We start from the raw sequence: 26,563 nt of genomic DNA on the forward strand, positions 1-26,563 counted from the left end.
CTACTTGTCAACTGGCGTCTAGATTTTTTTGCCGGATGCGCACGTCAACATTTTTCAAAAGGCCGTTCGCCCTAGGTTGTTCATAAGATCAGAAGTATGCTACACAGAAATTACGACTACCTTATGGCACATGGAGAAAACGAGATAACTCCGGAGCGGGTCTTCTCCCTCTCAGAGGCGAACCACCTGATCCCTCAACTACAGAAGCACCTCTCGACTGTTCAAGAAGGGAAAGAGGTGCTCGTAAGAACCAGAGAGGAAGTGAGCAGGGCTTCTGCCAACGCGGTCTTTGGAGGCGGCACAGCGGTAGGGAGACCGTATGTAAAAAGCCTCCTGGACATCAGCACCCATCTCCAAGCCATCCATGAGCTAGGCGTCGTTGTAAAGGACATTGACCTAGGGCTCTGCGACTTCCCACATATTCGGGAGGGCCGAGTCGTCTATCTGTGCTGGAAACTTGGTGAAAAAGAAGTCCGCTGGTGGCACGAGGTTACCAACGGCTATAAAGATCGTCGTCCCATCGAAGAAGATCCGTCCGAAATCTAAAATCCTTTATGTCCTCCTGATCATTATGAAATTCGTCATCATTGGGTATGATGGGCCGGACGGAGAAGCAAAACGGAAAGTGCATCGTGCCGTCCATCTCCTCAATCTCGAACAGCTTGATAAACAAGGGCGTGTGATCCTCGCTGGGCCTCTGGCCGATAAGACGGGAAGCTTACTCGTCTTAGAATTTGACTCGAGGGAGGATGCTGAGGAATTCGCGCGACAGGATCCCTATACCATTCACGGCGTGTTCGAACGCGTTGAAATTCATCCATTTACGCAGATTTTCCCAACTCCGCAGGAATAATTCTCCTTAGCAGGATACTTCCCCCAATTGCCCCCCTGCCTTCCCCTTTTGGGTGCATTGTCTGGTTGCACGGTCAAGCTATATAGTTTGCGCATGAATTTCCTTCGGTTATGGAACCTAGCTTCCCTCATCACCATCCTCCTACTAGCGTGGCCCCATCCCGCATCCGCCTTGGAAACCGCTGTCGTAGCCGAAGCACATTATGTGATGGGAGATAGCGACACCCTTGCTGCAGCAGAGGAGCGGGTACTCCAACGGGCCCAACGTAAGGCAGTGGAGGAAGCTGGGCTGTATATCGAATCTACTTTCCTAGATAGAGAAAAAACCGAAGCCGGCGGGAGCGTCCAGATAAGCTCGTTGGAGATTCGAACCATCGCCGGGGCGATCACAAAAACTGAAATTCTTGAGTCTCGTCGCACCTTCGTAAATGATCGCCCTAATTTGTACGTCAGGATCCGCGCAATCATCGATCTGGACAGCCTACAGGCAGCGGTTCAAAAATGGCATTTGGAACAGCGACTTACGGAACATTATCGTCGCCTTCAAAAAGAGAACGCCTCTCTCAAGACCCAGATTGAAACTCTCAGAGCCTTACCATCGGGGGTGCGAACCCTCACGGTCCAACCGGTCAGCCATAACACTAGACCTCAAGCGCAAGCTCGAACCTTTCTCAAGAAAGCGATGACGATTCAAGACCTCCCTCTGAAACTCGAGTTGACCTCGCGAGCAGCTGCGCTAGACCCTAAATTTGTCGATCCGCTTATCCTGCGCGGTCAGACCTACCTGAGCCTCGCATCTGTTGCCCATTCGAACAAGAGAAGGCTAAGCGAATATTCAGAGTATGTCGACAGTGCCCGAATGGATTTTGACCGTGCACTCCGTATCGACCCCCACAACATCTGGGCCCTTCTTGGAGAAGGTGATGTCTATACCTGGCTGAATCGACCCCAGGAAGCCATACCGGTATTTGAGCAAGCACTGGAATTGGCCCCTTTCTTTGATCTTGCACGGCTCCGGCTGATCACCCTGTATACTGCTGAGGCCAAAAAACTAGTAGCTCTTAGACAATGGTCCCTCGCCCTTTCTGTCTTACAAAAATGCCTCCTACCCCACCTACACGAGAGCTGGATTCCCTACCAAAAGGAATCATATCTTCTCAGAAGCACAATCTATCAACAGTTGAAGCAACCAATCCTTGCAATCGAGGACCTCAGTACCATCCTCAGGGTTGACCCATCTGATAAACAGGCCTTGGAGGCAAGGGCGCAACTCTACCAAGATGCGATGCTGGGACATTCTGCTAAAAATGACCTCTCACAGGCCTGCAAACTTGGATCAATCATGGCCTGCAATCAACTTCCTATAGACAACATTTCTGAAGCGAATCATTCTTCACTCTCTAGGAGTGCAGCACCTTAGCACTCTCGCTGAACCTGCGTTGACAATCTAAACAATCGACACCTATAATGAATCGCCCTCGCTAATGTATGTGCCTTCCAAAGTTATGACTTAATGGGCAAAGGGCCTAAGTTATATAACCAACTAGTGCCCCGAAAGTTCCTTCGTGTGGGGCTTCTGCGGTCTTGCAGAGGGTGAGGAAAGAGCTTAAAGTACTCAAGCGAACCACGTGCGTAAAAAGTGATATTTCTTCCATAAACCTTTATTTTTATTCGGAGTGTAGGTTGCGATGAGTGACTATCGTGTGCTCCCAGGCCCCGAACACTTTCTTCCCCCGGCTGCAGCAAGTATGGGAATTCGCTTGCCCAATCCAGGAGAAGCTCATATCAATGGTGTCATCACTTCAGAAGATAAGGCCTATGAAGAGGCTGCTCGCCAATTTTTGATGGCGAAGGTTCCAACTATCTTCCCAGGGCCACTCGTTCTCTGGGCATGGAATGAGAAGGCTGCGAAGAAAGCCACAGCTGTTCGTCATCTCTTCAATACTCTGAAGGAATGCGTGCAGCCTGAGCAAAAACCGATGCTGATTCCTATGCCCGACTATCGTCCCAAATATCCCAAAATCAATCCAGAGGTTGAGATCAACCCGAATCACCCGAATTTAACAATCTGGCATAATAAAATTGATTGTTGCATGTTCATTGGCGTCCATTGCCACCAGGCCAATCTATCACTGAAGATCATTCGTGGTGGTACCTCTTGCTATACCGTTGCCATGTGTGCCCAGGCAGGTCATGAAGACGCAATGCTTTCATTCCGTGATGCCTCGGTCGAGAAGATTATGAGATTGGCCGATACTGTAAAACGATTGAAAGGGACGGTCCAACCACGGCTGACATCAGCCAAGAATGGGGCTTCAAGTTAACTACTTGCCCCCGTGAGCGTATGACAAGGAGGCTGAACTTATGGCAGATACACACTCAATAATTGGCACCAAGAATAAAAAAGGCCAGACCTATACCGATACCTGGAAAATGATGAACGAGGCGCCGCGGACGCCTTCCTTCTATACAGGCAGCGAAGTCATCAAAGAAGCCATCCGTCGGGCAAGCTGCGATGTCATGATCGCCTACCCAATCACCCCACAGAGTGAAGCCGCCGCATTAATCGGTGAATTATTCGCCGAAGGCTATATCGGAGACTACTTCCGCGGAGAGAGCGAGTTTGCCGTGATGTCGCAATGTGCAGGAGCTGCATTCGGTGGAGCCCGCGTGTTTACAACGACAGCAGGCCCTGGCACCATGCGCGCCATGGAAAATTTTCCGATGTGGTCCGGCGCCAGGTTGCCTATTCAAATGATTGTGACGTGTCGGGGGATCAACTCACCCCTGTCAATTCAACCGGATACGCTCGAAATTGCGTATCTGCTGAATACTGGCATGTTGGTATGGCATGCGGAGACGGCTCAAGACTTTTTTGATTGGATCCTGAAGGGATACATCGTGTCTGAAGAGCCCGATGTCCACCTCCCACTCGCGCTATGTTGTGACGGATTTTTTGTGACGCATACAAAGGATGTGGTGAACCTCACACCTCCCGACATGTGCCTTCCACCATATGACCCTTATCGATCACCTGTACCATGTATGGATATGGAATGTCCTCCCGTGCGCATGATGCGCGATCCGTTCGTAATGAAGAGCAACTACATCAGCTACGCAACACATGCTAGCTGGCAGCAAGAGATCTGGGCCGCAGTTGAACGCTCACGTAAACACACGATCCATTGGTTGAATGGCCTGGTCGATACAGAGAATACGGACGCGGACATCGTAATCGTGGCTTCAGGCACCGCTGTTTCGCAAGGCCGTGAAGCAATCCGCATGCTGGAAGACGAAGGCGTGCGATGCGGCCTGGTAAAGGTGAAGGCCCTACGCCCGTGGCCTGAGGAAGAGATTCGACAGGCCACCAAGAATGCAAAACACATCTTTGTACCGGAATTCAATGTGACCGGCTGGCTGGCCAAAGAAATTCGCGCTACGGTTCCAAACTCCCAGCGTGTCCATGCTGGCCCTCACGTCTGTGGCGGAATGACCATGCCGCCAGAAATTATCGTATCGGAAATCAAGACCGCCCTAGGGATGAAAACATTCTCCATGGCTGGTCGTGGAAGCTGAGACTCGCGGAATTCGAACCTGTGCGCCTTAATAAGCGATACTGAGGAGGATATATGAGCAAAGAGCGTATACAAATTTCCGAGGCCCTGTACGATATTATGCCGTCGGACTATCAAGATCTTGTGAAGAGTGCGACCTACGGCAAAGAAGATCGTGGCTGGAAAGATATTGGAACCTCAAAAGAGCTGATTGAACAGCACTCGCTATGTGCTGGCTGTCCGGAATCAATGGCCTTCCGATACATCTTAGCTTCACTGCCGAACCCGGAAGATACGGTCATGGTCGGATCAACCGGCTGTACCAGTTTGGTCTTCCCGATGGTTGCCGTTCATAACATCCATTCCCTGTTCGGCAATCAGAATGCAGTCGCATCCGGTCTGAAGCGTGCGCTGAGCGTCAGATTCCCTGGCAGAGTGAAGGATGTCGTCGTCCTTGCTGGTGACGGAGCTACGGTCGACATCGGTTTGGATATGACATTGCAGGCCTGGTTCCGGCAGGAAAAGTTCACCACCATCTGCTTCGACAACGAACTTTACGCCAATACTGGTGGTCAGGAAAGCGGACTCATGCAAAAGGGATTCGTCGCAAAGATGGCACCAGTTGGCAAGTTATTTGATAAGGTACGGCTGCCCGAGATCGCCCGCGAGTCCGGCTGCCATTATGTCGTCAATTGCACGGTCAGCAAGCCATCGCTCGTCGAAAAAGTCATTCGAAATGCAGTGCATGTGGCCCGAGAAATCGGCCCAACCTATCTCCAGCTTTATACGCCATGCATTCTTGAAATTGGCAAGAACAGCATGGAGGGGTTGCAGGAAATGCGCGACTCGGAAAAGCCAACTGAACGGTTCGCTTACAAGGAATATATCAGCGAACCAGCCAAACAATTGCTTGCAGAATTGGCAGCAAAGGATAAAGAGCGGAAAGCCGCCGCCAAGCAGCTGGCAGGGCAGGCATCCGCATAGTTTAGACCGGAGGCAGACATGATTAAAAGGCGATTGAATATCCGGATGTCAGGCTTGGGCGGACAGGGTGCGGTTACCGCAGCACATGTCTTGGCCATGGCTGCCAACCGAGACGGTAAGTTCTCCATCTCCAACCCGTTTTTCGGCGCCGAGAAACGCATGGCTCCGGCAGAGAGCTATTGCCGTATTGGCATTGAGAGAATCTATGATCGTGGTGAATTAGTATTTCCTGATGTCATCCAGGTTTTCCATCCTCAAGTCATTACCATGGGAAAAAGCTACACCATGCCGTTTTACTCAGGTGTAAAGGAAGGCGGGGTCGTCATTATCAATTCTGCACAGCCGTTACTATCCAATGAGGATGTGGATCGGCTGAAGGATTTGAACGTCGCCGTGTTTTATATCGCTGGTACCGAGTTGGCGATTGAGGTGGCTGGAACCGAGCTGTCGACGAATATGGCGATGATCGGTTCTGTCTCAGGCATTACGAAATGTGTCTCAATGGAGTCCCTCGACGGTGCGCTTCAGGAGCGGTTCGGAAAGAAATTTGTGGCCTCCGGAGGAACTGCCTCCTTAGACGAAGCCATCAAGAAGAAGTTTGCCAAGAAGGAAATGCTGTTAGCCAAGAACTTGGCTACAGTTAAAGCAGCCTATGAAATCGCCAGTGAATGGGCTGACAAGAACAAGATCGAGCTGCGAGTCGGCGATCCGGCCGTTGCAGCGTAAAAGAAGGAATCACATTGCATGTATAACGTCGCGCAAGTCATCGATGAAAAATGCACAGCGAAGAAGGGTTGCCGGCTGTGTATCATGTACTGTCCTGAAGCGAACTGTCTGGACTTAAACACCGAGAAGATGGTGGCGGAAGTCCTCATAGACCGTTGTAAAGGCTGTGAACTCTGCGTCATCGTATGTGATGCAGCCAAACACTTCGCCATCACTATGCAGGCCGTCAGTGCCACAGGCCAACTGATGGTCCAAAAAGGTGAATCTGCAGCGTTGGGACAAGCCTACCAGGGCTGAACGATATTGGGTTGAATTCGAAAACCCCATAGCGCGGACGCTATGGGGTTTTTTGTTGGCGGCCAGTAAGGTACCTACATGGAACATGAAGATAACGTAATCAACGAACTCCTGAGAGAGATTGCCGGATTGATTAATGAGTACCCTCGAGCCATTGAGCGTCGCGCAGCAGTAATTGATGCCACAGGTAAAGACCCCGATCTTGTCGAAAAGCTAGTTAAGGCAGCTGATACCATGCGAGACAGTGGAAATCTCTACCTCACCTGGGCGAAACACTATGCGGCATTGGCAGAGGGCAACACAGATGCCTCCTCGGATGAAGACGAGACCGAGGACTTTGACATTTAAAAAATCTCCCTATTCTACAAAAAGTTTTGCTAAAATACGCCTCTCATTGAATGACACTTCTGTTCCCCGGTAGCTCAGTTGGTAGAGCAGCCGGCTGTTAACCGGCTGGTCGCAGGTTCGAGTCCTGCCCGGGGAGCCAACGTCTCCTTTTTACTATAAACTGTCAGGCAAGTTGCCCCCCAGTCTTCAGAATAACGTCAGATCTTTCTGTTCTTCTTTCGCTTCATTGAAATCCCATTAACCGGGTATTCGTCTCGCAGTTACGCCACTCTTCAGGACAATCTCGCAGATGTGATCCAAACGTTCAATGTGCTCATACGCACCCCAGGGATCCATGGCAACGGCACAGACTCCATGATTGGCCTGTCCTACAATGTCAAACTCAAGCGTCCCATCTTTCCGCACCCCTATACACTCCCCCGTTGTATCGGCCAACTCACGCGACAAGGCCGGCAAGGCAGGAACGGTACGACCTACCCGCGTATAGCGTGAGATCTCTGGAAACTCTTTACTGATGTCTTGCAAGTCAAATCCGGCATAGATCGCCGCCACTACATGCGTTGCATGCACATGGACTACGGTTCGTGTTCGCTTCGAATCCCGCTGTAGGTTCCAATGCATCCAGAGCTCACCGGATGGCTTCTGTTGATCGTTGATTTTTGGTATGCGTAGACCGGTCTTAGGATCAGTGACAATCTCTAATCGAACGACATGTTCAGGATGGACGATCGTCTTGCGCCAACCGGATGGAGTGATGTACAAGTACCGGCCTTCTCGCTTTTTCATGCTGATATTGCCGTCTCTAGTGGTAATCCACCCTCTCTCATAACAACGCCTCATAACATCCCCTATAGCCGTCAGCATAATCCCTCCGTTAAAATGTTTGCCTGAGCCATCCATGTCCTACGTCCTGGCATGCTAATAAAGTGACGTGAAGGCTCCCCACATCTCATCCGCCTCACGAATGAAGCCTACCATACTTGATACGATGACAAATCTCACCGTGCAGGATCTTGCATTGTCCTTTCAGCCTCCACTGCCGCTCAAGAATGCTCATCTCATGACCCTCATCCCTCGCTACGTGCCGCGGGAGATATCGCTGACGGGTTTACCTCAGGAATCGCGACTCTTTACCGTCGAGCCACAGTCACAACTCCAAGGATTCTGTCATTGGCAAACCGATCGCAAGGCCTTCCCCACCGTCGTACTGGTCCATGGTTTGGAAGGTTCCAGCGAATCGCGATACATGCGAGGGATCACCGCAAAAGCCTTCCGCTCAGGGTTCAACGTCATCCGCCTAAACCAACGAACCTGTGGTGGGACAGAACATCTTTCCCCAACTCTGTACAACAGCGGACTCAGTAGTGATTACCGGGCTATCGTGAAAGAACTCATTCATCATGATGGCCTTGATCGCATCTGGCTGGCCGGCTATTCCATGGGAGGAAACCTTGTGCTCAAAGCCGCGGGGGAGTTAGGGGGGAGTGAACCGGCTCTGGCCGGAGTGGCTGCGGTATGCCCCAATATCAATCCTACCGTCTGCGCCCATGCCCTGGAGGAACCGCGCAATTGGATTTATCACCGTCATTTCGTCACAAAACTCAAGGAGCGCTTACGACGAAAGGCCTCCTTGTTCCCAGAGAAATGGGATCTCTCGCTCCTCGACAAGATCAGAACCATCAGCGAATTCGACGATGTGTACACCGCTCGTGACGGTGGCTACCGGGACGGCGCTGACTATTACGACCGGGCTGGATCACGACATGTGCTCAAGCAGATCGCGGTACCGACTCTGATCATCACGGCCCAGGATGACCCCTTTATTCCCTACTCAATGTTTACCGTACCGTCGATTCAGCAACACCCAAACATCCAAGTGGTCGCACCTCGTTATGGAGGACATTGTGGATTCTACCAAGGTGGACGACGTGATGAGGACCCCTACTGGTCGGAGAACCGAATCCTAGACTTCTTGCGTGGGATGCGACCGAACCGGTCCTGATTGCATGGATCACACACTTTCAGTCGGCCCAAACGTGTACTGATTCACCCTCTACAAGCAGAGCGACAAGGTGACTACGCGTCCGCCCCTGCTCATCTGAGAAAATCCAAGCCACGGCTGGCGACGTGCGTTGTGCAAGGAACATTCAGACGATGGCGGGATCGAGGTGCGTCCGCACCTCGTCATGATATGTCCGAAACGGGTCCGGCATGGGAAAGGGGGCACGACCTCGAACTTGGAAAATTGACCAATTAATCACATAGGCAGGAAATAGTCCGTCAGGCTTCGCCCCTTGATCTGCATTGGAAGGCGACCATCCACCCAAGAGATGCCTGACCAATGCACTGCGTCCATAGGCACGTGTATTCTTGGGGGCCTCCTCCATCGCAATCTGAATCAGTGCATCGGTCGTCATACGAGAAACCCGTCCCTCTTCCACAAGCCCAGCATAAAGCCCCTTTGAAGGATTCAAGTTGTGATACTCTAAATCCAAGCTCTTGAGCAGAGAATCGCCCCAATCCAGTCCTTCTGCTTCTCTAAAACACTCCAACAGCCAGAGCTTTGACGCCCAATCCACACGGCCAACCAGCTTCTGATAATCCCCGCGCAGATCGTTGAGGACCGACGCCCATTGAGCAAGGACCCAATCAGTTTCCTCATCCTGCCCCTTACAATGCCGCAGGGCACAATCTAGAAACCGCTCCTGAATATCAAGAGCCGACATGGTTCGTTGAGACTGAAGCCGAATAACCCAGCTCCGCTCTTGGTCCTGGGAAATTTCTTGTAGTGCCTCTACCGGTTCGTCAATCTCTAAATCCTGAGGAGCATGCCCTTCCTCAATCAGCTGCAAAACTAATCCGGTCACACCAAGTTTCAACGCTGTCGCGTATTCAGCCATATTGGAATCGCCAAGCAGTAAATGGATTCGCCGGTATTCATTGGGATCCGCCAATGGCTCATCCCTCGTATTCACAATCGCCCGATTGTGCTGCACCCACTCGAAGAAATCATTGACGATGTAATCGCTTCGCTGAGAAATTTGAAACGGCAGTTTCGAGTCACCTCGGGCCCCAGCGGCCGCACGTGGAACAATCAATCGATCCATTTGAATCCAGGCATCCTGTGGACCGGCGGCACCGATACGTCCTGCTCCGGTAAAGATCTGTCTAGTCACCAGAAAAGTCACAAACGGGGCCAACCCGCGCCTCGAAAACGGGAACCGACGAGAGACAAGATAGTTTTCATGTGAGCCAAAGGTCGCATCCGTCTCATGATCGATGTTGTTCTTGATCAGCGATACGTGCTCGGAAAACCCAAGCTCTTCGACCGCTTGCTGCAGTAAGCGATCTCCTGCACGATCAGACGCCACAACATCCGTGAGAGAGTGACACTCGGGCGAGGCGTACTCTAAATGCCCCATATCCAGGTAGATTCGCCCACCGTTAGTGAGAAATCCCCCATTTCCAGGCGGCTCATCATGGCCGCGATGGTGGAGATCAAGCACCCCTCGACGCTGGACCTGGAACAGATGATTTCTAATTTGATGGGCAAACCAGGTTGGGGAATGGTCAGGCCGGTCCTCATGGATCAAGAGCCCGTACTCGGTCTCCAAGCCAAAAATTCGATGCAACATACGTTTACGTCAGTGCCGAACTCAGGTCACTGGGAAGCAATGCTTTCAACTCGACAGACCCCAGCGTCCGGTATTTAGAGGTTCCTGACACATGACGATCGAGTAGCGCACATTCGATCATTTTTTCCTCCATACGCTGACGCACATGGGTCAAGAGGGTCTGAGAGTCCGTTACCAACTGATCGGAACTCTCCTTTGCACCCTCATGACTTTCCCTGAGCTCATGTGCTTGCCGCTGTGCTCGATCCCCGACCGCCCAGGTGCGAATCACAAGATCCACAGCCTCTTTCAAAGACACACAAGACTGCGGTCGAAGATACTCTATCATCCGCTGCTCAACCGACGACGTTGCCGCAAGTACGGCATACTGATTCTTTTCTTCGAACACTCCGTCGTAGTTGATCGTGAGGAAGCTGTCTTTCCCAGCCTTCTGACCCAACTCGGCCAACATGATCTTCACGATGGACGGAGCTTTAAATACTTCCTCAAACGCCTGCTTGACGACCGGTGCGATGCCGTACTTGACGAGACGACTCCCCGTGACATCGGCCGCAGAACGGTTGAACCCTTCAACGTGAGCCATCTCCAACAGCGTGAACCGCAACTTCTCGAGATCGGCCGGGTGTCCCATTCCCCCGAAAGCGAGACGGTCATAGATTTCATAGAGCTTGGGGGTACCCTTACTCATCGTCATCAGGAGAATCCCTTGATCGCAGACCACCCCGACCACCGGACTCCCCTGCGCAAACTGCTCATCAAGATACTGACGGCGATTCCCGACTGCTTCGACCCACCGATAGGGTTCTTCGTACATAACGTGAACGACCTTACACGCCTTTCGATACGTTTGACTCAAACAAGGATCGGAGAGATGGATCAGCCATTGCCGTCACACCCTCGGCTGTGATCAATTTCACAACCGGATACAGCCCAGCCTCCCGATTCACCCCACCGGTCGCACTATCGAATTCTGCGGCACATGTTAACAGCCGCAATGCTTGAATAGACGCCTGCTCTTGAGACATCGTACTCAGAGGTTGCTCACCCCATGTATTTACATAGTGAAGGATACCTCGAATAGTTGGCGAACCAGAACCAGACACCGCATACTCTACTCCCTCAAACTCCGCGCCAAGGATATCGTAGAAGTAAATCTTTGCGGCCTCTTGGTCGGCATCGTATCCGGCAAAGATCGGGACAACGGCCCCCGTCCCTGCCAAGGCTGCCGGAACATTTTCCTTGAGCAGTTTGGATAGGGCTCGAAGCTTGCCCTCGAAGCTAAGTTCCTGCAGCTGTGTCCGCCGATAATACTTAAAGGAGTGTTCCAGAACGCGCGCCATCTCATACGCGGTGGCAGGAACCCCGGCAATCGCCATGACGCAATGTCGATCGATCTCTAAGACCTTGTCAGTTCGGTCATACATGACCATGTTGCCGGCTGTCGCTCGACGATCTCCAGCCACCAGCACCCCATCGCGATATTTGAAGGCAAGAATCGTCGTAGCGGTGGTCAGGGGTTGCCCCGCTCCGGACTGTCCCGGCACTCCCAATGCGTACCCCTGTTCCTTCAGTATCTGATAAAAATCACCCTGCATACTTAACCTCGGTAAACGTGAGGCGTAAAATATGAAAGAAGTCTGGTCGATATTCCAGAGACCATCTTCTACCTTTCACATCTCACTGATTACGTTTCACAATCACTCCCCTGTCCGCTGCCGATATCGCTCTGCCTGCTTGGGGTCGACTCTGCGCATCCGCTTGAGCAAACTATCTTTATCGGGTGACCCGGTTTCTGGGCGGCGTGGCCCCCCTCCTTCTTCCAGGGGGCTGGGGGATTTCGGCATGGGATCTCCTGGCCTCTCTCGTCTCTCCGGCATAAGGCTCTGGATCATGTCTGTATTTCCTTTCTGTGGTCCCACACAGCCAATGCATCAGCAGGCGAGCGCGCCTGTTGGAAAATATCGACGCATCGTCGGACTTCCTTCGGGTCAAAGAGATCTCCCATATTGAGGTGCTGAGAACGGATGCTCCCTCTGAATTGTATCTGTTCCCATTGCATCGACTGAATCTGCTCAGAAAACCGCTGCACACACAACCCGCGCACCCCGCCACGAGTATCCTGTGGCCCGCTCCGAAGCGCCTCTTCGATTCCATCCTCAGTGGTCAACCGCCAGGCTTTTCCCTCTGCCTCCAGTCCAAGATAGAGCCCCTGCTCGGGGTTGACGTTGTGATACTCCAAGTCCAGGCTCGCCAACCAGGGGTCATCCCAGCCGATGCGTTCCTCCCGCATGAAGGTCTCGATCAGCCACAGTTTGGTCACCCAATCAAGTTTCCCCACTAACCGTGAGCGGTCCTCCGACAATGTATGCAACGTCTCAGCCCACTCACTCAAGAGCCAATCTGACTCCTCGTCTGATCCGGCTAGCTCACGACGTGCTATCTCGCAATAGTGCGCCTGAAGCTCCAACGCCGAAACCTTTCGGCCATCCTTCAGCCGAATCATTGTTTTCATCTCCGGATCACGCGAGACTTGTTTGACGGCCACCACCGGTTGCTCCACCTCCAGGGGAGGCAGCGCCCCTCGCTCAATGAGATCAAGCACCAGCCTGGTCGTCCCAATCTTGAGCGCCGTCGCATACTCACACATGTTGGCATCGCCGATAATCAGATGCAGACGGCGATACTTTCGCCGGTCGGCATGAGGCTCATCTCTGGTATTGAGGATGGGCCGATTGTGCATCGTATCGACCCCCAGCTCCGTCTCCATGAAATCTGCACGTTGCGAGAGCTGATAGGCGCCAGGAACCCATCCGGATTCCTGCGCCTCGATTCCCACCTTCCCTGCCCCGGCAATGACCTGTCGGCTGACCAGAAACGGAAGAAGGCCTGCTGCCAGCGCAGGAAAGGGTATCGAGCGCGGAACAAGATAGTTGTCATGACACCCGTAACTGTGGCCGTGGAAGTCAGTATTGTTTTTGTACAGGCGCAGGTGAGCTCCTCCCAAAAGCCGGTTGCGCCGCTGGGCGGCACGGTGCACGATCCGTTCTCCCGCACGATCATGCGCTACCAGATCGCGAAGCGTTCGACATTCAGGTGTGGAGTACTCTGGATGCGTATGGTCGTTGTAGAATCGCGCACCGTTCGGCAAGACGAGGTCGCTTTTCATGTCATGGAACGAAAAGGGGCGATGGGCATCGCGGCGTGCGAACTCATCCTCCTCTTTATCCTGTTGCAAGCCCGAGACTCGGAAGCCGCGCGCATCCTCATGCGGATCCTCACCGGCATAGTCCCACCGCCGCTCGAAAGAGGCTGCCAGATGAGCACGCACGAGTTCCATTGATTCGACCACCGGATCCATGTCCGGCACATCATCGCGCGTGATACCGTACTCGGTCTCAATTCCAAAAAGACGCATAGTGAGTGAGAAGTAAAAAGGACAACCTGAAGCGACGGTCAGACTCGATCATAGCGCCTAAGCAATCAGCTTCTGACCTTTCACATCCTTAGATGATCTGACTGGTGAGCCGTTCTTCGGCCTGACGGCCTCGCCTGAAGGACGAAATACCGACCACCTGCTCCGGATGATGGTCAAGCAATTTCAGCCATTCCTCGGCGGCATCGTCCGGCGGCAACATGTCACCCTCTCGAAATTCCTCGGACACGGCTACCCGGAGATCCTCCTCCAGCAATCCCGCCGGCAGCCCGGACTGAACCGTACGATCGATCGCCTTTTCCTTCGCCCGTTGAACGATCGACGCCAGGATTGCCCCACTGACAAGATCGCCGCGGTACAGCACCGTACTCTGACCACTTCTCAGTCTGATCGAGAGGAGACGGGTTTCCTCCGTTCGACGGAAGATCGCCTCAATAATGTCTTCGACAAGCGCCACCACCGCCTGCGCTGGCTCACCCCCGCGGTCCTTTACCAACGTGGGGTCGAGTGGAAGATCCGACGTCAAATAGACTTTCAAAATCTCGGCTGCGGCAGCCTTGTTCGGCCGGCTCACTTTAATTTTCCGATCGATTCGACCGGGACGCAACACGGCCGGATCAATCAGGTCCGGTCGGTTGGAGGCCAAAATGATGACGACGTCCCGCAACGACTCGATCCCATCCATTTCGCTGCAAAACATCGGAACGAGCGTGTTGGAGATGTTGAAGGAACGCATAGCACGCCGCGTCCCTAAAATTGACTCCGCCTCGTCGATAAAGATGAACGGCAGAGCCCCTTCCTTTCGTCGAGCTCGCGCCTGCTCAAAGAGATCACGGACCATCCGCTCTGACTCCCCAAGCCACATATTGAGGATTTCTGGCCCTTTGACATGAAGAAATGCCCCGCTTGTGACGGGCGGGCGCTTATCCATGTCAGGCGCCTGTCCTTGCTGCGATTCACTGAGCCGCTTGGCTAAGCTACCGGCAGCAGCTTGCCCGATCAGCGTCTTCCCGCACCCGGGTGGTCCGTAGAGCAAAAACCCCTTCGGTTGAGAAAACTTGAACCGTTCGAACGTCTCCGCATGCAATAGAGGATATTCAATCGCCTTACGGATTGCAGTGATCGCCTCGTTCTGTCCCCCGATCTGGTCCCATGTCACTGTGGGTGCTTCATCTAGGACATGCCGGCCGGCCTTCTGGTCCACAAGCTTCTCAAGGGCAACGCGGAGACTGGGGTCGATTCGAATGTGGTCCCCTGCCTTAAGATCGGCACCGACCAAATCCGTCGAACGTTGCAAAATCAACGACTGCCGGCCCATATCCTGCTCAAACCGCAACCGACCGTCCGGTAACGTTTCGGCCAGTTTCAAAATGGGCCCGTTCCGATCGTACCCCAGCGTCCGAATGACCGCATAGGCTTCATTGACCAGGATCTGGGTGCCGATCCGCAGATCGTCATCAGCCACGCGAGGATCCACGTTGGCATAATACTCCGCCCCACCGACGACGATACGGGCGAGACCCGGAGCCGGAATTTCAAGTAAAGTGCCGATCCGGTTGGCTGGAGCCGTGAGCTTGGCCACGACCTCGCTCACCTTCTTGAACTCCACCTCACGTTGCTGAGAAGCGGTTTGAGACAACATCACGGCATGCCGCAGCTTGTACAGCAGCTTTTGCCGAGGATCACCGTCTGAAAAGGTGGCCAGACACTGTTCAATCAACTCGAGCGGATCCGTCCCGATCTTCAGCGATGGCTCATCGCTTCGATCATTCCTTGTCTCTTGGTCAAAAGAGCCGTGATCACTCATACATATACCTTCACCCCAGCTGGCTGATCCTACCATACCGATGTGATGAATTGCCGTCTTGCTAGTTGACGGCCTGAAGCGTCACCGGCACCTTTTCGCGCCGGTTGCCACGGAGGATCTCCACTGTAACGTGGTCACCGATCTTGTGCTCTTCCATCGCATCCATGAGATCGTCAATGGTGGTCACGGCTTTCCCTGCGACCGAGACAAGAACATCGCCGAGTTGAATCTGTCCCATCATCGTTTCGCGAGCCCCCTTGAGGCCGGCGCGGTCCGCGGGCCCACCACGAGTCACCTTACCGATGATGACCCCTTTGATTCCCCATCGCTTTGCCATCGCATCCGGTACGAGCGAGACCCCCAGTCCAGGACGAATGAGCTTCCCATGCTTGATGAGTTCAGGAACGATACGATTGACGGTATCAACCGGAACCGCAAACCCAATACCGGCATAGGCTCCGCTCGGACTCACAATCTGCGTATTGACACCAATCAACCGCCCGGCACTATCGAGCAAGGGCCCACCAGAGTTGCCCGGATTGATCGCGGCGTCCGTCTGAACCACCCCTTCAATCGTTCGATTAGACATTGACTTAATGGTCCGGCCCAAGGCGCTGACGACGCCCGTCGTCAGGGTATGGTCAAGCCCGAATGGATTGCCGATCGCCAGCACTTTTTGTCCGACCCGCAAATCATGGGAGGAGCCGATCGCCATCGGATCCAACTGGCCGTCCGAAACTTGTATTTGAAGCACCGCCAGATCGTGATCGGGATCGGCCCCAACCAACTTAGCCTGATGTTCGCTCCGATCTGCCAAGGTCACCTTGATCGCATCAGCCCCATAGATGACATGAAAGTTCGTCACAATGTGCCCTTGCTTGCTCCAAATAAACCCGGACCCCGATCCCTGCGGCACTTCCATGACGTTCAGGGACCAAATGTCCTGCTGGATAGCGGTATTGGCAATAAACACCACGGACTTCGTCGCTCGCTCAAAGACCGTGATCGTGGTTCGCTCATCGGCACCAAGCTCCGGGGATGCAGGCGTCACAGAGCGCGGCCTGCCTTCAGGACCGTCATGGTTGGCTCCCAGCGGCTTCCCCCAGTCTGCTGCAGAAGCCGTTGAACTCAGTATAGTGGTGAAAAGGAGGAACGTGAGACCGCTGAGTGAGTTACTCACCCAACACCTGTAGAACCAGCTCACGTGCTCGCGCACGTGTATCAAAATCTACGAGCACGATTTGTTGCCAGATTCCAAGCAACAGGGTCCCCGCAGCAAACGGAATCGTCACGGAAGGCCCCTGGAGTTGCCCCCGAAGGTGACTATGACCATTGTCTTCTCCCGGATTGACCGTATTATGTCGCAATCGGGCATCTGCCGGGATGAGGCGATCCCAAAACGTGTGGGTGTCCGCGCGGATCCCCGGCTCATCCTCAATGATCATCACGGATGCGGTGGTATGTTTCACGAAGACCGTCACAATTCCCGCCTGAAACTTCGCCTCGGCCACGGCAGCGACGACGGACTTGGTCACATTTTCGATCTGAGTCCCCCCTGCCATTTGAATCGTCAACGTCACAGTATGGACGGCCATCAGACACTCCTAGACGGTAAGATTGCGAAGGTACCGGCGCTCATGTCGAGTCAGCGGTTCACCTCGCGCTGCCTCAAGAATCGAGTCAAAAGCCCCTTCAGCCGTCAAGCCTCGCACAGCCTCCAGGACTTCGCCACTGAGTATCCCCTCTTGTTTCAGCTTACCCAGATATGCAAAAGCCTCCGCCAGGCTCTCTTTGCTCCTGGCATAATAATCACGCCCTCGACGCTGGTTACTATAGGCCTCAAATTGTTCACAGGCGACAAGGACTTCCGCCAATTGTTTTACCCATGATCGTGCTTTGGCTAACCGTTCTGGATAGTAGTAGTACAGCATCACCTGTTGCATCCATGGTTGCCAGCTCACCCCTAGCTTCGCAAAGGTCGGCTTCACCGCCCGCAATCGTCTCGCCAGGCGCCTGGCGTATCCTAACCTCATCTCAACCTGCTCGATCGCCCATGGGTCCAGGATCACACCCGCAGCCGCAAGATCTTTTCGATAGCGCGACACGAACGCCTCAGTCTCACGACCATATCGCGTCGTTGGATGAACGGCTCGCCATTCACGCGGTCTTGTGGGAATGCCCCGCTGCTTGGCCCACGACCAGATCGTGCCAAAGAGTCGTCGGTCCAGACCTGCACGCCCGAGGTCATGCAGCAGACAGGCCACATGATACAGCCGGACCCGGTCAGCAGGATGTCCCAAGCGTACTGCGACCGCCACACACATCTTGGCCGTCCGCACAGCATGGGGTCGGTCGTAGCCACGGATGATCCGATCACGGTCAAGAGGATGAGGATAGTCGTACAGGGCCATGAAGGCCTTTACGAGCGAGCGTGAAATCTCAGGCGTCTGTAATCGGGAGGGAGCTGACCGTGCCATACGTAATAGACAAACTCACAGGATAACGGGAATGCGGGCGAGAATATCGTCAGGAAGAAGAAACTGTCAAGGCGACTTCTAAGAGGAATCGGCTCGCTCAATGCTTTCTGGTCTGCTATGCTCGAATCACACTCACCAGTGAGCGGTCCCAGGATGACGAATTGGTTACGACGCGGCGGGCTCATTGCTATGGCCCTCATGGTAACGGCACCACTGGACACCTTCGGCGCTTCCCCGGATCAGCTGACTGATCTCACCGGACGAGTCCAGGTTCTGGTGACATTGAAAAACCGAGATAACTTCTCCAGTGAGTACCGCTACGACATCACTGTCAGAAACCTTTCACCGGATTCGATCACCGGCGATTCGCTGATGATCGTCCTCGATAAGATCACGAACCTCGCAGGTGAGGACCACGAGGCGCTGACGGGAGAATCATTCCTCAAGCGATTCGAGGTGCTGGACCAAGACGGCCAGACTAGTGATGGGAAACCCTACTTTCATATCCCGTCGGGGTCCGCACCGGATCTTACTCCACAATCGGACAGCCTGCCTGCCAGCATACGCATCAGAAATAGAGACTATGTCGCGGTATTCACTCCGTCGTTTAAGGTCTTTGGACAAAAACGGGTACTGCCCGACGCAAAGCGTCCGGGAGGCTCAACCTCTGCCATTGCTCCTCCGGAAGCTGCCGCAGCCGCCAACCGTAAGACCATCGATATGCTGATTCAGTTGCTGATCAAGAAAGGCGTCTTGACGGAAGAAGAATGGAAGAAGGCCACCAAGCCGTAAGCGATTCGAGTTGTAAGGCCTGTACTGGAACGTGGCCCCGCCCAGACCATTTTCTGATAGACCTTGGATTGTCCAAGGCCTACTTGCACGAGGACCAGTTCTTCCCCGGATGGACGGTGCTGGTCTTTCAGCGGCATATCACTGAACTGTTCCACTTGAGGCCGCCTGAACGTATGCAACTGATCGAAGAAGTCAGCCGCGTCGCGAGCGCCTTATCTGAGATCTACCACGCGAAAAAGATCAACTATGAACTCTTAGGGAATCAACTCCCCCATATCCATTGGCATGTAATTCCCCGATTGACGAATGATCCAGCCCCGCTGGAACCGGTGTGGCGAGTACCTCGTACCCCTGTCCTTCTCACAGGGTCGACGCTTCAACACACGATCGATCGTGTTCGATCCGCTCTTCGAGAGCAGGAGTGACCCAAACCATTCATCGCTGTTGCTCAGGAACACCGAGGGCGAGCCGATTACCGACAATCCCACAATCGCTCGTAGCGTTGTCCCTATCGAGTAGTCTGTTGACAATCCTTGGCTGCCTGAAAGCAATCTGTACGCGTATGGTTGCTGAGCAGAATCAGCTGCCTCGTAGGCTGTTCAGAAAGGCCGCAGCGAGCGAAGAGGCGAATCAGACCCTGCCCCACACGTTGTGCCTCTGAACGACGCGAGAAGGCCGCTGGCGACTGTGTTAACAGACTGCTACAGGATGAACGTCCATACTCCCCATCTTCTGTGGATAAGCTTGTGAGCAAACCAGATTCCATTGCAAAAATAGCACTAAAAACGTGCGAATCTATCAAAGTGCCTACTATTTAGGCATCTGCATCTCGACATTCAAACCACTAGGAATAGTGGTTCAATGAGATGTTCTTGCGCTTCTTACATATTCCTAGAAAAATCGTCCTGAGTTATCCACTTAATTATGCTGTTTCCCATATTATTCCCAGCATGCTGACGAGATATCCACAGGTTGCAAAGTTTTCTGGGGATGACGTTCTCTTTTCCAGGAGCGTGATTCCGTATCTGTCAAGGGGAGGCGATGAGAAATATGGCTCTATCAGAGAAAGCAAAAAGCTGGGGGACACATGCTCATGTCCTGATCCAGATGGATCGCATCGTACTCCCTTGTAGCCATTCTGTTACCAGCGCAGGAATGTATACATGAGGCGACGCGTACTCTGGGCTGTACATTGAGTCTCTGAGCGATGCAAGAACACCGCTGACAGCTTTTTTCAGGATTTGTTAGCGAGAGGTACAGACTGGAGTCGTCACACGGAGCACAGCTTCTTGCCGAAAGCGCGTCTTGTAGGACGCGATAATTTCATGAACCGCCTTGTTCTGTTGGTCATTATCGGGATGTATCAGACTCAGCACATACGAGGGTTCGTAAATGATCCGTCCTGAGGCTGCTTGCCACTGGCCAGACGCTTGCCAAGCTGACAGCCCATGAGGAAAACGCGGAGTCACGGTTTCGCTAAGAAATTGCGCCCAGGCTTCCGACGTAACTGAACCAGACGGCGTATCGGTTCCGAAATACACCGACTCTTGGACTGCGCGCTGCCCGCCACCACCGCAAGACAACCCGTTCATCGTCTCGCAGCCCGAGAGTACGACCCAAAGGAGAGCGCCGAAGAAACTCCAACCGGTTTTCCACTGGACGCCCGGCTTTCTCTCACGGCTCTGACTCGATTGATCCAGAGACACCACCACTCTTGTTGAAAACCGAGCTCTACTCAGGACAGCCTGCCGTCTACTCCTTGTGAGACCTCAAACCCTCAGCTCATGGGCCACCCAAACTATTCTGACTTCGATAGTGTTCGCTCAGCTTGGGCAATGGCTTCTCGGAGCGTCTGCAGATCCTTGTCGGCTTTCCCCTGGTGGGAGAGACGTTTCACCACCTGAGCGGCTGCCTTCGCCAAAACCTGCAACGTCTCCCTCACATCACCAGGCTCCGCAGATTTCCCCGCTGCCACTGCACGGGCCATAGCGAGACGACGACGCGGTCCGACATAAGGCTCTGGAGCGATTGGATTGTCCTTTTCCAGCTCTGGTCGTCTGAATATCATAACGGTACCCCCATGCGATCCAACCAATCTCTGGTCTCATTATTTATGAACAAGTCTATGGCAATAGCCCGTAAAGCTGCAGTCACATTCTCCTCGAAACTCATCACCCCTCAATCCAGCGAAGGGGGGACGCGCTGCTCATCCGACCTACCTGGGCAGACTCGGCTCCACCTGTCGAGGACTCGGCGCGCGCAAGGAGCGCAGACCGGTCACGATGGCTTCCAATTCAGAACGCGCACCCGTTCGGTGCATGGTCTCATCGAGTAACGAGCGCAGCTCGACCCGTGCGTCACGCACACGCGTGACGCGAAACGTGAAACTGTAGTCCGGCAAATCGGCATCGCTGCACACCTCGCCGCTGGGGCAAGGGCTCAACACAACGGTCTCGATGTGTTCATCACCGACATTCGGCAACACCGCCTCAAGATCCAACGCGGAAAGATCTACCCGGGCACGGCCGATAAAATCCGCACCGCTTCCATCGTCCGCACAATGGGGCCCCGCATGGAGATCCTTCCCGGGCGGCAACGCCTTACAGAAACCCGTCCGCCACCCAAAAACATCCTTCTCCCACAGTTCCACTCCAAAACTCAGTGGAGTAGGCTCACCGGCCTCATCGCAGACCGACGTCTTCCCCAAGACGACAATCCCGGCACGCACGGCAACGACACAACTCCTGACAGGATCAAAGGAATAAAATTCACCGGAATCGACACTGCTGAGCTCAGCCGAAACAGTCCAGCCTTTCGCGTCCTCCGTTCCGACCATCACCTCATCACTCCCCCACCAATCCCAGCCGGTTTCATTCCGTGCCTTGAACCCGACTGCCTCAATCTTATAGCGTCGCTCCGTCCACTCAATCGTGTCCCAGGAAACATCCTGCTCGACCACGGCTCGGATCTCCGAGTTCTCGGAAGGAGGGACCGCTTGAGGCCCATGCGCAAAGACATCGGGACCACAGCACAAGCATGCCGCCACGCCCACACACCACGTCATAATGCGTCTCTGCAACACCATCGTGCTCCCCTTAGCTACAACTGTGCTCAAGCAACCCTCCCAGTCTAATCAGCCGCATTCGAACCACTGTTTCGATCCAGTAGTTGGTCCCTCGCCATCATCGAACACCAATACCACGTGAGGCTGTACGGAGGTGAGACTGTAATAGGGTGTCCGTCTTGCCAATAGGTTGCAGGAAAACTATTCGGACAATCTCACGGCACCCTGACGCAGATGAAGGACCTGGACAACGTGATCAGGTTCTACCCACGACCGTCGCTTTGGCTGAACCTCTAAAGATGGTGCTGCTCGTCTTGACCGCACAGCATCTCATCGTCTTCCCGTCTTCAACTTGGCATAGAGGGAGCAGCCTTTCTGCTCTCGGAGATCGCAGGCTTTTCCGTAATGTTTGAGGGCTTCCGTGTCATCCGATTTGACACCCCGTCCGACTTGATAGATCACCCCGAGATTGATGCAACCTTTGGCATCGCCATCATCACAGGCCTTCCGGTAGAGAGTCGCCGCGCGAACATCGTCTTGCTTTATCCCGTTACCCGCAGCGTACATCGAGCCAAGGTTGGAGCAACCCCTTGCACTTCCACCATCACAGGCCTTTCGGTAGAAGTCGGCGGCTTGGAAATCGTCCTGTGGAACCCCGGTCCCTTCGGCGTACATCACCCCAAGATTGTAACAACCTCGTGCGTTTCCGCCGTCACAAGCCTTCCGGTAGAAGTCGGCGGCTCGAATGTCGTCCTGTTGGATCCCAGCTCCGCCTGCATACATCGCGGCAAGATTGTAGCACCCTCTCGCATTCCCACTCTCACAGACCGCTTTGTAGAGATCGGCCGCCTGCACCTCATCCTGTTGCACCCCGGTTCCGGAGGCATACATCACGGCCAGATTGTAGCAACCCTTCATATTTCCGCTATCACAGGCCTTCCGCGTGAAATCGGACGCCTGCACATCGTCCTGTTGAACGCCTGTTCCCTCGGCATACATCACCCCAAGGTTGTAACAGCCCCGTGAATCTCCGCCGTCACAAGCCTTCTTCGAGAAGACCACAGCTTGCACATCGTCCTGGGGAACGCCCGTTCCTTCGGCATACAACACCCCGAGGTTGGAACAGCTATTCGGATCACCGACGTCACAAGCTTTTCTGAACATGGCCGCCGCTCGTGACTCGTCTTGCTTCACTCCTTCACCCTTCATGTACAACAACCCAAGTCCATTACAGGCAGCCGGCGTACCCCTCTCACAGGCAGTTTTGAGTTGCTGCGGCTGGTCGGCTGCGTCCGCGTGATACACCCCGGTCAAGAGCAGAACTCCGACCACAATACAGGCAGGAAAAAACGTGCGACCCCTCATGGCATACCCTCCGAAGAAGCAGAACTAAGGTGAGCGGGCGCAGTCTAGCGAGATTCCACATTCAGATTCAAGGCGGGAGCGCGTGCCTCACTACAGAGCAACAGCTTACCGCGACTCCTTCGAGGCCGTGCAGGCTGACCCATGAATAAGTTCCAGTAATATCGGCGAAAAAAGACTCATACGTCCATATGCCACATCCCGTTGTCACCATTCGGATTCCAGATCGTCCACCTCAAGAACAAGACGCATCAAAAAGAGGGCCCCAGCGGGATGGACCTCGTCACTTCCAGACCGTGACAATCAGCCACTCCCACACAGACCGTCCCAATGATTCCGCCTCACACCCCCGTTGCAAAGTGAATCTGGAAGACGATAGGATCCTCTTTCCCTCTTGCTCTGTTTTGTCATGTCATGAGGGGACGGCGCCGCCAACGGGGTGGGGGGAAACAATCTGTCCTGCCGCCTGTGATTTCTGAGCGGAGTCCATAACCACATCCGTGCGGGGAGGCGCGTGCCTAAGGCGCCGATCCATGTGTCGTCACCACACTGTATTCCATTTGGTAGGTCAATCATGCTTGTGAATTTCTCTGCCGTTGTACTGGGCGCAATCGCTCTGATCTACGGACAGGCGCCGGTTTCAGTTGCCGCTGCTCAACCGCCGGCCATGCCTGCCTCCTCAAAGGCTCAGCTACATCATCTCCAACTGTCTTCATCTTCCCTTCTCGTGTCATCCTATGGAACCTGGCGTGAACCGCGACTCGTTTCACCACAGTCGACCGCTCCCCAGGTCTACAGAGTTGACGACGAGTCTGTGCGAAGCGCGGCAGACGGCCAGGCCTCAGAGGAATTAAGCCTGGCGAGAAACAGTCTCCAGGCAGCCAAGCAAAAGATCGAGGAGCTCAAGCAACGCATCGGTGAGCTGGTGCTTCAGCTGCATGCCAGGGAGACAGATCTCGCTGCCTTACGGTCGAATGCCATCGACAATTCCAAGAAATTTCGGGACGACCTTGCGGCTCAAACCGAGGAGCTCAGTCAGGCGAAACGCCGAGTAAGCGAAGTCGAGCAACAGATAGCAGCGACCGCAAAGGGGCAGGAACTGACCCAAGCCAAGCGCCGTATTGCTGAAGCCGAACAACAGACCGCCAAGAAGGAACAGGACCTCACGCAAATCAAACGCCGGGTCTCCGAAGTCGAACAGCAAACGGCTAACAAAGAACTGGAGTTGAACCAGGCCAAGCGTCGCGTCGTCGAGGTCGAACAACAAATGGCGGGGAAAGAGCAGGAACTGACCCAGGTCAAACGCCACGTCATCGACGCCGAACAGCAAACGACGAAAAAGGACCAGGAAGTTATTCAGGCTAAACGCCGCGTCACCGATGTCGAACAACAGTTGGCAGGAAAAGACCTTGAATTAGCACAAGCAAGACGTCGGATCGCCGAGGTCGAGCAACAGCTGACGTCATCAGGGCGTGAACAAGACCTGGCCCAGGCGAAGCGCCGGGCCACGGACGCGGAACAACTGGTGGCGAAGAGGGAACAAGAACTGACGCAGGTGAAGGAAGAATTGAAACACATCAGTCAAAAGTTCGCTGATGTGAATCCTCAACTGTCGGCGAAAGAAGCCGAACTCGCTCGCATCAAGCAACAGCTGGTGGACGTTGAACTCAATGCCAACACCACCGCTTCAAAACAGACCGACACCGCACCCGCACAAGACGAGCCCCCTCCTGCCCTATCGCTCCAGTCGATCGATCAAACACTCTCCACATCCACCCTACTCGGGCCCAATGCAGATACTACCGAAGAAGAAGAAACGCTCACCCTCCTAGGGAATAGCGACCTGCGCAAAATCAGTGAGAGCCTCTCAAGTCTGTTACAGCCGGAACTGAAGAAGGGCAGCGTCACTGTGAGGCAGCGAGGCAATAAATTGACCCTGGCGCTGGCCAATAGTGATCTCTTCTCCACCGGTGACGCCACAGTGACCCTCGGCGGCACCTCCTTGCTCGAACGAATCGGCGCCGTCTTGCACGGATCCAGATACCAAGGGATCGAGGTGGCCGGACATACCGACAACATCCCGCTCAGATCAGACCTCCGAAAGGGCTTTCGAGATAACCTGGAGCTCTCCAGAGCGCGGGCTGACTATGCCGTCCAGATCCTGATCAACGGGGGTCTTCAGAATGACCGCGTGAAGGCGGTGGGCTATGGGGACAGCAAGCCAATCACGACGAATGATACGGACAGAGGCAAGAGCAAGAACCGACGACTGGAAATCGTGATTACTCAGACACCGGAATCAGGAATCACGATCGGTGAGGGGAAAGCCCAAGTTGGGAAGAAGCCACCAGATGGGTCACACAAGCGGTGACTGACCGGAAGGACTATAGCTCCCATAGACGACAGGAAAAATCGTTCGGAGATTTTTCCTGTCGTTTCTGATTTAGTGGTGCAGTAGCCAATGGGATTACAGTCTGCCCTCTCCATAACAAACCAGGTAAGAAGCAGAGTCTACTGAATTAACCATTTCCAGGCAGAGTTCCTACGACTATCTTCGCTTGCTGCCCCCCCCCTTCTCCAGAGTTCCGAGCAGATACACTTTGAATCCGCTCTCCCACTTCACATCAACCTTCACTTTGGACAAGGTTTTGAGTGTGAGCAGCCAATGGTCTGCCGGAGGAGTAAAATTAAACGTGGTCTCTGTCCAGTTCTTACTCGCAACCTGTGGGGCCCAATTGGTTTTGATCTCATTGAATACTTTGGTCTTATCCTTGGACTCTGCGATTGACAGTGGCATCTCGCTTCTCCTCCTGTCGTGTCACGAACGAATGTGCACTGCGAAGTCTGTGAAGGCACCCCATGCTCATGAAGGTGACCCTTCATTTGCTCTGTCAGCCTGACAGTGGCGCCATTTCCTGCAGATACCGTAATTGATGAACGCACTCTTTACCCGGTTCCTGGGAGCTCGCCAACGGTAGCTTTTGTCTGGCCACCATCCTGTGCCGTGCCGATCAGGTTTACCTTGAATCCGGCATTCCATTTCACCTCGACGGTGATTTTAGACAAGGTTTTGAGTCCGAGCAGCCAGTCGTCTTTGGGTGGCTTGAATTTAAAGGTAGCCTCCGTCCAGTTGTTGCTCGCGGCCTGTTTGTCCCAATTGGTTTTGACCTCATTGAACACTTTGGTCTTATTTTTGGACTCTGCGATTGAAAGCGGCATTCTGACACTCCTT

The 26,563-nt window shown here is 53.8% G+C and carries 29 protein-coding genes and 1 tRNA gene; 14 read left to right on the plus strand and 16 right to left on the minus strand.

Annotated elements, in window-relative coordinates:
* The first annotated feature begins 96 nt into the window (after positions 1–96).
* The 10 genes from COMA1_RS00755 to COMA1_RS00800 all read left to right on the plus strand — a co-directional run bounded on the left by COMA1_RS00755 (position 97) and on the right by COMA1_RS00800 (position 6,900).
* A complete protein-coding gene (locus tag COMA1_RS00755; RefSeq protein ID WP_245630780.1) occupies positions 97–546 on the plus strand; it encodes a DUF2203 domain-containing protein in 450 nt (149 codons plus the stop codon).
* A gap of 25 nt (positions 547–571) precedes the next feature.
* On the plus strand, positions 572–853 hold the full coding sequence (locus COMA1_RS00760; RefSeq protein WP_090742371.1) for a YciI family protein: 282 nt from the start codon (positions 572–574) through the stop codon (positions 851–853).
* Positions 854–1,060: 207 nt separating this feature from the next.
* Complete coding sequence (locus COMA1_RS00765; RefSeq protein WP_176697755.1) at positions 1,061–2,272, plus strand: tetratricopeptide repeat protein; 1,212 nt, start codon at positions 1,061–1,063, stop codon at positions 2,270–2,272.
* Between the two features lie 268 nt (positions 2,273–2,540).
* Complete coding sequence (locus COMA1_RS00770; protein WP_090742377.1) at positions 2,541–3,176, plus strand: carbon monoxide dehydrogenase beta subunit family protein; 636 nt, start codon at positions 2,541–2,543, stop codon at positions 3,174–3,176.
* A 40-nt stretch (positions 3,177–3,216) separates the two neighbouring features.
* Positions 3,217–4,428: a transketolase C-terminal domain-containing protein gene (locus COMA1_RS00775; protein WP_090742381.1), complete on the plus strand. Its 1,212-nt coding sequence runs from the start codon at positions 3,217–3,219 to the stop codon at positions 4,426–4,428.
* 53 nt (positions 4,429–4,481) lie between these two features.
* Positions 4,482–5,390, plus strand: coding sequence for a thiamine pyrophosphate-dependent enzyme (locus tag COMA1_RS00780; protein WP_090742384.1), 909 nt, complete (start codon positions 4,482–4,484; stop codon positions 5,388–5,390).
* A gap of 18 nt (positions 5,391–5,408) precedes the next feature.
* Positions 5,409–6,116 (plus strand): 2-oxoacid:acceptor oxidoreductase family protein, encoded by a 708-nt coding sequence (locus COMA1_RS00785; RefSeq protein WP_090742387.1) that lies wholly within the window; start codon positions 5,409–5,411, stop codon positions 6,114–6,116.
* A gap of 18 nt (positions 6,117–6,134) precedes the next feature.
* Positions 6,135–6,413, plus strand: coding sequence for a pyruvate ferredoxin oxidoreductase (locus COMA1_RS00790; RefSeq protein WP_090742390.1), 279 nt, complete (start codon positions 6,135–6,137; stop codon positions 6,411–6,413).
* A 78-nt stretch (positions 6,414–6,491) separates the two neighbouring features.
* On the plus strand, positions 6,492–6,761 hold the full coding sequence (locus tag COMA1_RS00795) for a hypothetical protein (protein WP_090742393.1): 270 nt from the start codon (positions 6,492–6,494) through the stop codon (positions 6,759–6,761).
* A gap of 63 nt (positions 6,762–6,824) precedes the next feature.
* Positions 6,825–6,900 (plus strand) — tRNA-Asn (locus tag COMA1_RS00800).
* Between the two features lie 98 nt (positions 6,901–6,998).
* Here the strand turns inward: COMA1_RS00800 and COMA1_RS00805 are convergent.
* The gene (locus tag COMA1_RS00805) at positions 6,999–7,661 is read right to left on the minus strand and encodes a class II aldolase/adducin family protein (RefSeq protein WP_090742396.1); all 663 of its coding nucleotides are present in this window, start codon (positions 7,659–7,661) and stop codon (positions 6,999–7,001) included.
* A gap of 88 nt (positions 7,662–7,749) precedes the next feature.
* Here COMA1_RS00805 and COMA1_RS00810 point away from each other — a divergent pair, with 88 nt between their 5' ends.
* Positions 7,750–8,763 carry a YheT family hydrolase gene (locus COMA1_RS00810; RefSeq protein ID WP_176697756.1) on the plus strand — a complete coding sequence of 338 codons (1,014 nt, stop codon included), beginning with the start codon at positions 7,750–7,752 and terminating at the stop codon, positions 8,761–8,763.
* 145 nt (positions 8,764–8,908) lie between these two features.
* On the opposite strand, the gene COMA1_RS00815 is transcribed toward COMA1_RS00810, so the two are convergent.
* From COMA1_RS00815 to COMA1_RS00855, 9 genes are all read right to left on the minus strand, one after another.
* Positions 8,909–10,396 carry a proteasome accessory factor PafA2 family protein gene (locus tag COMA1_RS00815; protein WP_090742402.1) on the minus strand — a complete coding sequence of 496 codons (1,488 nt, stop codon included), beginning with the start codon at positions 10,394–10,396 and terminating at the stop codon, positions 8,909–8,911.
* A gap of 4 nt (positions 10,397–10,400) precedes the next feature.
* Positions 10,401–11,210 carry a hypothetical protein gene (locus COMA1_RS00820; protein WP_090742405.1) on the minus strand — a complete coding sequence of 270 codons (810 nt, stop codon included), beginning with the start codon at positions 11,208–11,210 and terminating at the stop codon, positions 10,401–10,403.
* Between the two features lie 13 nt (positions 11,211–11,223).
* The gene (locus COMA1_RS00825; RefSeq protein ID WP_090742409.1) at positions 11,224–11,991 is read right to left on the minus strand and encodes a proteasome subunit alpha; all 768 of its coding nucleotides are present in this window, start codon (positions 11,989–11,991) and stop codon (positions 11,224–11,226) included.
* A 102-nt stretch (positions 11,992–12,093) separates the two neighbouring features.
* Positions 12,094–12,288 (minus strand): ubiquitin-like protein UBact, encoded by a 195-nt coding sequence (locus COMA1_RS00830; protein WP_090742413.1) that lies wholly within the window; start codon positions 12,286–12,288, stop codon positions 12,094–12,096.
* Positions 12,285–13,811: a proteasome accessory factor PafA2 family protein gene (locus COMA1_RS00835; protein WP_090742416.1), complete on the minus strand. Its 1,527-nt coding sequence runs from the start codon at positions 13,809–13,811 to the stop codon at positions 12,285–12,287. Before COMA1_RS00835 ends, COMA1_RS00830 begins: the two co-directional genes overlap by 4 nt.
* 88 nt (positions 13,812–13,899) lie before the next feature.
* The gene (locus COMA1_RS00840; RefSeq protein WP_090742419.1) at positions 13,900–15,636 is read right to left on the minus strand and encodes an AAA family ATPase; all 1,737 of its coding nucleotides are present in this window, start codon (positions 15,634–15,636) and stop codon (positions 13,900–13,902) included.
* A 61-nt stretch (positions 15,637–15,697) separates the two neighbouring features.
* The gene (locus COMA1_RS00845) at positions 15,698–16,687 is read right to left on the minus strand and encodes a S1C family serine protease (RefSeq protein ID WP_245630785.1); all 990 of its coding nucleotides are present in this window, start codon (positions 16,685–16,687) and stop codon (positions 15,698–15,700) included.
* A gap of 121 nt (positions 16,688–16,808) precedes the next feature.
* Positions 16,809–17,231: a secondary thiamine-phosphate synthase enzyme YjbQ gene (locus COMA1_RS00850; protein WP_090742425.1), complete on the minus strand. Its 423-nt coding sequence runs from the start codon at positions 17,229–17,231 to the stop codon at positions 16,809–16,811.
* Positions 17,232–17,240: 9 nt separating this feature from the next.
* Positions 17,241–18,113, minus strand: coding sequence for an HD-GYP domain-containing protein (locus tag COMA1_RS00855; protein ID WP_090742428.1), 873 nt, complete (start codon positions 18,111–18,113; stop codon positions 17,241–17,243).
* A gap of 153 nt (positions 18,114–18,266) precedes the next feature.
* Between COMA1_RS00855 and COMA1_RS00860 the strand changes: the two genes are divergently transcribed.
* Complete coding sequence (locus tag COMA1_RS00860; protein WP_090742431.1) at positions 18,267–18,905, plus strand: hypothetical protein; 639 nt, start codon at positions 18,267–18,269, stop codon at positions 18,903–18,905.
* Positions 18,881–19,330, plus strand: a complete 450-nt coding sequence (locus tag COMA1_RS00865; RefSeq protein WP_090742434.1) for an HIT family protein — start codon at positions 18,881–18,883, stop codon at positions 19,328–19,330. Before COMA1_RS00860 ends, COMA1_RS00865 begins: the two co-directional genes overlap by 25 nt.
* A gap of 819 nt (positions 19,331–20,149) precedes the next feature.
* Here COMA1_RS00865 and COMA1_RS00870 read toward each other — a convergent pair.
* From COMA1_RS00870 to COMA1_RS21735, 4 genes are all read right to left on the minus strand, one after another.
* Positions 20,150–20,497 (minus strand): DUF3574 domain-containing protein, encoded by a 348-nt coding sequence (locus COMA1_RS00870; protein WP_141654169.1) that lies wholly within the window; start codon positions 20,495–20,497, stop codon positions 20,150–20,152.
* Between the two features lie 206 nt (positions 20,498–20,703).
* Entirely contained in the window at positions 20,704–20,973 is a 270-nt protein-coding gene (locus tag COMA1_RS00875) for a hypothetical protein (protein ID WP_090742440.1), read from the minus strand.
* Positions 20,974–21,120: 147 nt separating this feature from the next.
* Positions 21,121–22,020 carry a hypothetical protein gene (locus COMA1_RS00880; protein WP_141654170.1) on the minus strand — a complete coding sequence of 300 codons (900 nt, stop codon included), beginning with the start codon at positions 22,018–22,020 and terminating at the stop codon, positions 21,121–21,123.
* Positions 22,021–22,299: 279 nt separating this feature from the next.
* Positions 22,300–23,334, minus strand: coding sequence for an SEL1-like repeat protein (locus COMA1_RS21735; protein WP_090742446.1), 1,035 nt, complete (start codon positions 23,332–23,334; stop codon positions 22,300–22,302).
* Positions 23,335–23,905: 571 nt separating this feature from the next.
* Between COMA1_RS21735 and COMA1_RS00890 the strand changes: the two genes are divergently transcribed.
* On the plus strand, positions 23,906–25,702 hold the full coding sequence (locus COMA1_RS00890; protein WP_090742449.1) for an OmpA family protein: 1,797 nt from the start codon (positions 23,906–23,908) through the stop codon (positions 25,700–25,702).
* A 177-nt stretch (positions 25,703–25,879) separates the two neighbouring features.
* Here COMA1_RS00890 and COMA1_RS00895 read toward each other — a convergent pair whose 3' ends face one another.
* Together COMA1_RS00895 and COMA1_RS00900 are read right to left on the minus strand one after the other, a co-directional pair.
* Complete coding sequence (locus tag COMA1_RS00895; RefSeq protein ID WP_090742452.1) at positions 25,880–26,128, minus strand: hypothetical protein; 249 nt, start codon at positions 26,126–26,128, stop codon at positions 25,880–25,882.
* Positions 26,129–26,277: 149 nt separating this feature from the next.
* Positions 26,278–26,550: a hypothetical protein gene (locus COMA1_RS00900; protein WP_090742455.1), complete on the minus strand. Its 273-nt coding sequence runs from the start codon at positions 26,548–26,550 to the stop codon at positions 26,278–26,280.
* Between the last annotated feature and the right edge of the window lie 13 nt (positions 26,551–26,563).

Origin of the sequence: Candidatus Nitrospira nitrosa (genome assembly GCF_001458735.1) — a bacterium.
Lineage (GTDB): Bacteria > Nitrospirota > Nitrospiria > Nitrospirales > Nitrospiraceae > Nitrospira_D > Nitrospira_D nitrosa.

Bases quoted from the DNA above. Each gene is read 5' to 3' on its own strand.
- COMA1_RS00815 (WP_090742402.1), bottom strand. From the start codon at position 10,396: ATGTTGCATCGAATTTTTGGCTTGGAGACCGAGTACGGGCTCTTGATC.
- COMA1_RS00895 (WP_090742452.1), bottom strand. From the start codon at position 26,128: ATGCCACTGTCAATCGCAGAGTCCAAGGATAAGACCAAAGTATTCAAT.
- COMA1_RS00790 (WP_090742390.1), top strand. From the start codon at position 6,135: ATGTATAACGTCGCGCAAGTCATCGATGAAAAATGCACAGCGAAGAAG.
- COMA1_RS00860 (WP_090742431.1), top strand. From the start codon at position 18,267: ATGACGAATTGGTTACGACGCGGCGGGCTCATTGCTATGGCCCTCATG.
- COMA1_RS00840 (WP_090742419.1), bottom strand. From the start codon at position 15,636: ATGAGTGATCACGGCTCTTTTGACCAAGAGACAAGGAATGATCGAAGC.
- COMA1_RS00810 (WP_176697756.1), top strand. From the start codon at position 7,750: ATGACAAATCTCACCGTGCAGGATCTTGCATTGTCCTTTCAGCCTCCA.
- COMA1_RS00870 (WP_141654169.1), bottom strand. From the start codon at position 20,497: ATGAACGGGTTGTCTTGCGGTGGTGGCGGGCAGCGCGCAGTCCAAGAG.
- COMA1_RS21735 (WP_090742446.1), bottom strand. From the start codon at position 23,334: ATGAGGGGTCGCACGTTTTTTCCTGCCTGTATTGTGGTCGGAGTTCTG.
- COMA1_RS00820 (WP_090742405.1), bottom strand. From the start codon at position 11,210: ATGTACGAAGAACCCTATCGGTGGGTCGAAGCAGTCGGGAATCGCCGT.
- COMA1_RS00890 (WP_090742449.1), top strand. From the start codon at position 23,906: ATGCTTGTGAATTTCTCTGCCGTTGTACTGGGCGCAATCGCTCTGATC.
- COMA1_RS00850 (WP_090742425.1), bottom strand. From the start codon at position 17,231: ATGGCCGTCCATACTGTGACGTTGACGATTCAAATGGCAGGGGGGACT.
- COMA1_RS00770 (WP_090742377.1), top strand. From the start codon at position 2,541: ATGAGTGACTATCGTGTGCTCCCAGGCCCCGAACACTTTCTTCCCCCG.
- COMA1_RS00765 (WP_176697755.1), top strand. From the start codon at position 1,061: ATGGGAGATAGCGACACCCTTGCTGCAGCAGAGGAGCGGGTACTCCAA.
- COMA1_RS00760 (WP_090742371.1), top strand. From the start codon at position 572: ATGAAATTCGTCATCATTGGGTATGATGGGCCGGACGGAGAAGCAAAA.
- COMA1_RS00825 (WP_090742409.1), bottom strand. From the start codon at position 11,991: ATGCAGGGTGATTTTTATCAGATACTGAAGGAACAGGGGTACGCATTG.
- COMA1_RS00795 (WP_090742393.1), top strand. From the start codon at position 6,492: ATGGAACATGAAGATAACGTAATCAACGAACTCCTGAGAGAGATTGCC.
- COMA1_RS00855 (WP_090742428.1), bottom strand. From the start codon at position 18,113: ATGGCACGGTCAGCTCCCTCCCGATTACAGACGCCTGAGATTTCACGC.
- COMA1_RS00830 (WP_090742413.1), bottom strand. From the start codon at position 12,288: ATGATCCAGAGCCTTATGCCGGAGAGACGAGAGAGGCCAGGAGATCCC.
- COMA1_RS00775 (WP_090742381.1), top strand. From the start codon at position 3,217: ATGGCAGATACACACTCAATAATTGGCACCAAGAATAAAAAAGGCCAG.
- COMA1_RS00865 (WP_090742434.1), top strand. From the start codon at position 18,881: ATGGAAGAAGGCCACCAAGCCGTAAGCGATTCGAGTTGTAAGGCCTGT.
- COMA1_RS00780 (WP_090742384.1), top strand. From the start codon at position 4,482: ATGAGCAAAGAGCGTATACAAATTTCCGAGGCCCTGTACGATATTATG.
- COMA1_RS00875 (WP_090742440.1), bottom strand. From the start codon at position 20,973: ATGATATTCAGACGACCAGAGCTGGAAAAGGACAATCCAATCGCTCCA.
- COMA1_RS00805 (WP_090742396.1), bottom strand. From the start codon at position 7,661: ATGGATGGCTCAGGCAAACATTTTAACGGAGGGATTATGCTGACGGCT.
- COMA1_RS00785 (WP_090742387.1), top strand. From the start codon at position 5,409: ATGATTAAAAGGCGATTGAATATCCGGATGTCAGGCTTGGGCGGACAG.
- COMA1_RS00900 (WP_090742455.1), bottom strand. From the start codon at position 26,550: ATGCCGCTTTCAATCGCAGAGTCCAAAAATAAGACCAAAGTGTTCAAT.
- COMA1_RS00835 (WP_090742416.1), bottom strand. From the start codon at position 13,811: ATGCGTCTTTTTGGAATTGAGACCGAGTACGGTATCACGCGCGATGAT.
- COMA1_RS00755 (WP_245630780.1), top strand. From the start codon at position 97: ATGCTACACAGAAATTACGACTACCTTATGGCACATGGAGAAAACGAG.